Origin of the sequence: Mesorhizobium sp. M7A.F.Ca.CA.004.06.1.1, assembly GCF_003999135.1 — a bacterium.
Classification (GTDB): domain Bacteria; phylum Pseudomonadota; class Alphaproteobacteria; order Rhizobiales; family Rhizobiaceae; genus Mesorhizobium.
In genome coordinates this window covers 1-7,320 of record NZ_RZPQ01000253.1, presented here as the reverse complement: position 1 = coordinate 7,320, position 7,320 = coordinate 1, and the positions used below count along the sequence as shown (strand labels likewise).

Sequence of the window (7,320 nt, the reverse complement as noted above, 5' to 3'; positions counted from 1 at the left end):
ACCGGTGCCGAGCCCCTGCCCTGATTGTTCCATTCGGGTACGTCGGCGCGCGGTCCGATCTGCATCCAGCCGACCGCCTGGCCATCTTCGAATGCCAGCAGTCCGGGCGGCGGGCCGGCCTCGATACGCGCCTTGATGTGGTCCTTGTTGCGTTCCCGGCTGCTCTCGCGCCGCACCGCCGGCGCCAGCCGGAAATGCGTGCACCAACAGCCGTAGCAGGCGCCTTGCTTGCCGAAGAGGTCCTCGAATTCAGCCCAAAGCTCGGGTGCAAGTGGCGCTATGGTCGTGCTCATGCGTTCTCCCCAGGCCAGCCTTGTCGCTGGCCTTGCACTGTCGTACCATTGCATCTGTTCTCTTTATGTTCGCAGCGATGGCGGCCCCTGTCAACAATCCCGATCACGGTTTTTGCCGCGACTGCCTGACGTTTCAGCGCAGCCAGGCGCGCCGCTGCGAGCGCTGCGGCAGCCCGCGGCTTGCGCGCCATCCAGAGCTTTACCGGCTGCATCTGGCCCATATCGATTGCGACGCCTTCTATGCGGCGATCGAAAAGCGCGACAATCCGGCGCTCAAGGACAAGCCGCTGATCATCGGCGGCGGCAAGCGCGGCGTCGTCTCCACCGCATGCTATATCGCCCGCATCCAAGGCGTGCGCTCGGCCATGCCGATGTTCAAGGCGCTCGAAGCCTGCCCGGAGGCGGTGGTCATCAGCCCCAACATGGAAAAATACGTGCGCGTCGGCCGCGAAGTGCGCGCCATGATGCAAGCGCTGACCCCGCTGGTCGAGCCGCTGTCGATCGACGAGGCGTTTCTCGACCTCGCCGGCACCGAACGGCTGCACGGCCTGCCGCCCGCTGTGGTGCTGGCGCGCTTCGCGCAGGCCGTCGAGAAGGAGATCGGCATCACCGTTTCGGCCGGCCTGTCCTATTGCAAGTTCCTCGCCAAGATTGCGTCTGACTTTCGCAAGCCGCGCGGTTTCTCGGTCATCGGCGAGGCCGAGGCAGTCGGCTTCCTCTCGGCGCAGCCGGTGACCATGATCTGGGGTGTCGGAAAGGCATTCAACGCCACGCTGGAGCGTGACGGCATCCGCACCATCGGCCAGTTGCAGCAGATGGATCGCGGCGACCTGATGCGCCGCTACGGCACGATGGGCGACCGGCTCTACCACCTTTCGCGCGGCGAGGACGTCCGCCGCGTCGATCCCGACCAGGATGCCAAGAGCGTATCGGCCGAAACCACCTTCGACACCGATATCGCGTCGCTGGAGGAACTGGTCGCGGTTCTCAGGGGCCTTTCGGAAAAGGTCTCGGCACGGCTGAAAAAGTCAGGCATTGCCGGGCGCACCGTGGTCTTGAAGCTGAAGACCCAGGATTTCAAGCTGCGCACGCGCAATCGCCAGCTCGGCGATCCGACCCGGCTCGCCGACCGCATCTTTCAGACCGGGGTGGAGCTTCTGCGCAAGGAAACCGACGGCACGAAGTATCGGCTGCTCGGCATCGGTGTCAGCGACCTCTCGGACGACGACAAGGCCGACCCGCCCGATCTGGTCGACATCCAATCGCGCAAGCGCGCCATGGCCGAAGGCGCCATTGACGCCCTGCGCGACAAGTTCGGCCGCAAAGCGGTGGAAACCGGCTACACATTCGGCAAGGGCCGCGACGCCCATCCGCCGGAGCCGCTGGAGGATTAGGTGCGCTGCAGATCAATCCTGCTCGTCACCACGCTCTTGCCGGTTTTCGGGTCGGTGTCGATGACGGTCAGCCGCATGCCGTTCTCGCCGCGTTTCTCGACCTTCATCTGCGCCCTTCGGTCGCCATTGACCTCCTTGGCCCAGCGAATGCCCAGGTTGATCGCGTTGCCCGAACGGCTGCCGTTAAGCTGCGCCGGTCCCGTGCGAGAGCCGACATAGGTGCCGCTGTATTTGGCACCGCTGGCCTTCAGGTCCGCGCTGATGGCGCGCGTGACCACGACAAGTCCCCGGCAATTGCCGTCGAGCGACAGGGAGGTCGATGTCGCGTTCGAGCTGAACGTGCAGGACACGTTCACGGTCGGCGCATCGGTGGTGACCTTGACGATACCCTTGCCGGCGAAATTGCCCTTGAACGCCTGGAGAAATTGGGCCTCGTCGGCATGTGCCGCACCTGCCGCAACCAATAAGCCGCCGGTAAGCGCGAATTGCGCGAAGGATCTCATTGAAGCTCTCCTTGTCGATCTTGAAAAAGGCGGGACGGTCCGCGAGCACGGCTGACCACCGGAACTCAACGCCACTTGCGGTTTCAGGTTCCGCCCGCCACACGACTGTTTTACAACATCCAGCCAGTCGCGACTGGCCCAGAAGAATGCCTTGTGTAGCGATTGCGGCAGAAGCCCTCGCCTGCGACATAGCGCGAATGGCACCCACCCCCTCGATCCCCAAGGCCGCGTTCTGGATGGCACTGTCGATCGCTTCCTTCCTTGGGATGACGGTCGCCGGCCGAGCCACGACAGCGGAGCTCAACGTCTTCCAGGTGCTTGAGTTGCGCTCTGTGATCGGCTTCTTCATCCTTCTGCCGCTGGTGATGATGAGTGGCGGTTTTCGAGCCATGCGCACGCAGCGCCCCATTGCCCATATCGCCCGCAACGTCATCCATTACACGGGCCAGGCGGCCTGGCTCTACGCCCTCACTTTGATCCCGCTGGCGGTGCTGATCTCGATCGAATTCACCACGCCGATCTGGACAGCTATCCTGGCGGTGATTTTTCTGGGCGAAAGGCTGAACCGGCCCAAGCTGGCAGCGATCGGGCTGGGGCTGATCGGCGTGGTGATCATCGTGCGCCCCGGTGTCGGCTCGGTCGACCCTGGACATCTCGTCGTGCTGGGTGCCGCGGCCTGCTTCGGCATCTCGGTGGTCACGATCAAATCGCTGACCCGGACTGACAGCGTCGTGCGCATCATCTGCTGGATGCTGATTATCCAGTCGATGGTCGGTCTCATCCCGGCGCTCTATACGTGGCGCAATCCGCCACTGGAGCTATGGCCGTGGATCGTGCTGATCGCTTTCACCGGCATGTCGTCGCATTTCTGTATGGCCCGCGCGCTTGGCTATGCCGATGCGACCATCGTCTCGCCGATGGATTTTCTGCGCGTGCCGCTATCGGCGCTGATTGGCTGGCTGCTCTATAGCGAGCAGATCGATGCCTTCACCGCCGGCGGCGCGCTGCTGATCCTGATGGGCAATCTGCTCAATCTTCAGCGCAGGGCTATAAAGCCGGCCGAAGTGGCGGCGTCGTAGTACGCCGGCCGTCAGTTCCCTTCGTCGGGTATGTTGAGAAGATGACCGCAGGCTTTGCAATGCACGGCGTCCGGCTCGTGCCGCCGCAAGCCGCACTGCGGACAGGGAAACAAAACCTTGGCTGGCCGGAAGATCGCCTGAGCCAGTCTGACAAACAGCGATATGCCGATGATCATGGTGACGATTGCGGTCAGCTTGCCGGCTATGCCCGGCAGCACGATGTCGCCGAAGCCGGTCGTCGTCACCGTGGCGACGGTGAAATAAAGCGCGTCGACATAGTTTTCCAGACCGGCGCCAGTGCGGAAGAAGAACGTGTAGACGAAGCCGGTGATGACGAACAGGAAGGTCAAAAGGTTGATGACCGCGTGGCTGGCCTCGCGCCACGGCCTCAGGCCGCGCATCTCCAGATGGCGCCAGAGCGAACCGCTGCGCGACAGCGACCACAGCCGCAGGATGCGCAGGAAGGCGAGATTGGCGAACGCCGTCGGCATCAGCAGCGTCAAAAGGATGAAGACATCGACCCACGACGTCGGCTGCTTCATCAGCCGCAGCATGTTTTTGGAGGCAAGCAGCCGGGCGACCAGATCCGCGGCGACAAGCGCGGCCGCCGAATAGTCGAGCCAGAGGAAGGACGGCTTGTCCTGAAGAACCGGCGTCGCGATGAAGAAGGCGATGATGGCGAGGTCGATGACGACGGCCACCAGTTGGAACCGGAAAGCGGCCGGCGTGCGCCCATGATAGAGCCTGCGCAGCCTGTCACGCAGCCGCGCCAAGGCTGAAACCGCCTGCGACCCGTTCCTCTGCGCCGGCTTCATACTGACTGCGCTGGCGTTCGCGGCAGCGACCGCCCGGCTGACCGCCGCGCGCGAGAAAGAGCGGGGGTCACACCAGCTCCACTTCGACCACACCCGGCACCGCGCGCATCGCCGAAGCGATCTGCGGCGAAATCCGGTAGCGGTTCGGCAGCTCGATCTCGATTTCGCCCTCGCCTTCGTCCTTGATCAGCACGAAGCTGACCTGCCCCTCGCCCCTGACAGTCAGTTGGCCGGCCAGCGTGTTGATCGGCGAGGCGTTGCGCACGAAGATGCGAAGTGCCTTCTGGATACGGCTTGCCTCGTCCTCCAGCGACTGCACCGAGTTGATGCGCAGATTGACGCCTTCCGGCCTGTCCTCGGCGGCAACGGTGATGACCACGGAGCGGCCGGCCTCGAGCAGATCGCGATATTGCGCCAGTCCTTCGGAAAACAGCACGGCTTCGTACTGGCCGGATGTGTCGGAAAAGGCGATAACGCCCATCTTGTTGCCGGTGCGCGTCTTGCGCTCCTGCTTGGACGTCACCGTGCCGGCCAGACGGCCGGCGGCGGCACCGCGTTTGACGGCCGCCGAAAACTCGGCCCAGGTCTGAACCCGCATCTTCTGCAGGGCTGCCTTGTACTCGTCGAGCGGGTGCGCCGAGAGATAGAAGCCGACCACCTGGAATTCACGGTGCAGCCGGTCGGCGGCGAGCCATGGCTCCGTCGCGGGCAGATTAAGGGCCTGCGACTGGGCGCCGAGCGAAGCGCCGAAGATGTCGTGCTGGCCGGAAACCGCGTTCTGCTGCGCCAGCGACGCCAGTCCCATCATGCGTTCCACGCCCGCCATCATCGATGCGCGGTCGTGGCCGAAGCAATCGAGCGCGCCGGCCATGATCAGGCTTTCGAAGACACGCTTGCCGACGATCTTGGGATCGACCCGCTCGCAGAAATCGGCGAGGTTCTTGAACGGCTTTTCGCCACGCTGGGCAACGATGTGCTCGACCGCAGCGTCGCCGACACCCTTGAGCGCTGCCAGCGAATAGTAGATGCGGTTCTCACCGACCTCGAAGGGGCGAAAGCTCGACATCACCGAAGGCGCCAAAACCTCGATACCAAGGCGCAGCGCGTCCTGGCGGAAATCGGCGAGCTTATCGGTGTTGCCCATGTCGAGCGTCATCGACGCCGCCAGGAACTCGACCGGATAATGCGCCTTGAGATAGGCGGTCTGGTACGAAACCACCGCATAGGCGGCGGCGTGCGATTTGTTGAAACCATAGTCGGCGAACTTGGCCAGCAGGTCGAAAATGAAGTCGGCTTGCGGCTTGCCGACGCCACGCTCGACCGCGCCGGAGACGAAGCGCTCGCGCTGCTTGTCCATCTCGGCGCGAATCTTCTTGCCCATGGCGCGGCGCAGCAGATCGGCTTCGCCGAGCGAGTAGCCGGACAGCTCCTGCGCGATCTGCATCACCTGTTCCTGGTAGACAATGACGCCTTGCGTCTCCTTCACCAGATGGTCGATCTTGGGATGGATCGACGCCATCTCCTCCTCGCCATGCTTTCTGGCGTTGTAGGTCGGAATGTTCTCCATCGGACCGGGGCGGTAGAGCGCAACCAGCGCGATGATGTCCTCGATGCAGTCGGGCCGCATGCCGATCAGCGCCTTGCGCATGCCGGCGCTTTCCACCTGGAACACGCCGACCACTTCGCCGCGCGACAGCATGGCGTAGGTCTCGGGATCGTCGAGCGGGATCGTCGCCAGGTCGATCTCGATGCCACGCCGGCGGATCAGCTTGACCGCCGTCTCCAGCACGGTCAGCGTCTTCAGGCCGAGGAAGTCGAACTTCACCAGCCCGGCCTGCTCAACATATTTCATGTTGAACTGGGTGACGGGCATGTCCGAGCGCGGATCGCGGTACATCGGCACCAGTTCCGACAACGGCCGGTCGCCGATGACGATGCCGGCGGCGTGCGTCGAGGCGTGGCGGTAAAGGCCCTCCAGCTTCTGCGCCATGTCGAGCAGCGTCTGGACGATCGGCTCCCTCTCGGCCTCTTCGGCAAAGCGCGGCTCGTTGGCGATGGCGTCGGCGAGCTTGACCGGGTTGGCCGGATTCTGCGGCACCATCTTGGAGAGCTTGTCGACCTGGCCATAGGGCATCTGCAGCACGCGGCCGACGTCGCGCAGCACGGCGCGCGCCTGCAGCGTACCGAAGGTGATGATCTGGCCGACCTGGTCGCGGCCGTATTTCTGCTGGACGTAGCGGATGACCTCCTCGCGCCGATCCTGGCAGAAGTCGATGTCGAAGTCGGGCATCGACACGCGGTCGGGATTGAGGAAGCGCTCGAAAAGCAGCGAGAAGCGCAGCGGATCGATGTCGGTGATGGTCGTCGAATAGGCGACCAGCGAGCCTGCGCCCGAACCGCGGCCTGGCCCGACCGGAATGCCTTGCGCCTTGGCCCATTTGATGAAGTCGGCAACGATCAGGAAGTAGCCGGGAAACTTCATCTTGGTGATGATGCCAAGCTCGAAATTCAACCGCTCGCGGTATTGCTCGACCGAGTAGCCCGCAGTCGGGCCATGCATGGCGAGGCGCGCGTCGAGCCCCTCATGCGCCTGGCGGGCCAGTTCGTCGGCTTCCGCCTGCACCGCGGCGTCATTGTCAGCGACATCGCCGCCGGTGAAGCGCGGCAGGATCGGATTGCGGTTTTTGGGATAATAGGAGCAGCGCAGCGCGATCTCGACAGTGTTGTCGATCGCTTCTGGCAGATCGGCAAAGAGCCTGGCCATATCGGCCTGGCTGCGCAGGAAATTGTCCGGCGACAGCCGGCGACGATTGTCGGCGGCGACGACCGATCCTTCGGCGATGGCGATCAGCGCGTCATGTGCGTCATAGTCGTCACGGGAGGAAAAGAACGCCTCGTTGGTGGCGACCAGGGGCAGTTCATGGGCATAGGCCAGATCGATCGAGGATTTTTCGATCACGCGATCATAACCGGAAACCCGATCCAGCTCGACATAGAGCCGGTCGCCGAACATTGCCTTGAGGGTCAAAAGCCGGGCTTCGGCCAGATCGCGGCGATCTTCCTTGAGCGCGGTGCCGATCGGTCCGCGCGGCCCACCGCTGAGGCAGATCAACCCGTCACAAAAGCCTTCCATCATTTCGGTGGCCAGGTGCACGGCTTCGCCTGGCGGCGTTTCGAGGTAGACGCGGCTGACCAGCCTGACCAGATTGGAATAGCCGGCTTCGGTCGCGGCGAGC

The 7,320-nt window shown here is 63.7% G+C and carries 5 protein-coding genes and 1 pseudogene; 2 read left to right on the top strand and 4 right to left on the bottom strand.

The window, feature by feature from the left end:
- Nucleotides 1–293 (bottom strand): annotated as a pseudogene (locus tag EN906_RS16675) (GNAT family N-acetyltransferase); the annotation flags it as partial.
- 65 nt (nucleotides 294–358) lie between these two features.
- Here EN906_RS16675 and EN906_RS16670 point away from each other — a divergent pair.
- Nucleotides 359–1,687, top strand: a complete 1,329-nt coding sequence (locus EN906_RS16670; RefSeq protein WP_127269140.1) for a DNA polymerase IV — start codon at nucleotides 359–361, stop codon at nucleotides 1,685–1,687.
- Here the strand turns inward: EN906_RS16670 and EN906_RS16665 are convergent.
- On the bottom strand, nucleotides 1,684–2,190 hold the full coding sequence (locus EN906_RS16665; protein WP_127269139.1) for a hypothetical protein: 507 nt from the start codon (nucleotides 2,188–2,190) through the stop codon (nucleotides 1,684–1,686). The two genes, EN906_RS16670 and EN906_RS16665, sit on opposite strands and share 4 nt — an antisense overlap.
- 197 nt (nucleotides 2,191–2,387) lie before the next feature.
- Between EN906_RS16665 and EN906_RS16660 the strand changes: the two genes are divergently transcribed.
- Nucleotides 2,388–3,269: a DMT family transporter gene (locus EN906_RS16660; RefSeq protein WP_127269138.1), complete on the top strand. Its 882-nt coding sequence runs from the start codon at nucleotides 2,388–2,390 to the stop codon at nucleotides 3,267–3,269.
- 11 nt (nucleotides 3,270–3,280) lie between these two features.
- Here EN906_RS16660 and EN906_RS16655 read toward each other — a convergent pair whose 3' ends face one another.
- Both EN906_RS16655 and dnaE read right to left on the bottom strand, forming a co-directional pair.
- The gene (locus EN906_RS16655; RefSeq protein WP_127270750.1) at nucleotides 3,281–4,084 is read right to left on the bottom strand and encodes a potassium channel family protein; all 804 of its coding nucleotides are present in this window, start codon (nucleotides 4,082–4,084) and stop codon (nucleotides 3,281–3,283) included.
- Nucleotides 4,085–4,151: 67 nt separating this feature from the next.
- A partial coding sequence (gene dnaE, locus EN906_RS16650) for a DNA polymerase III subunit alpha (protein WP_127375265.1) occupies nucleotides 4,152–7,320 on the bottom strand: 3,169 nt, incomplete at its 5' end.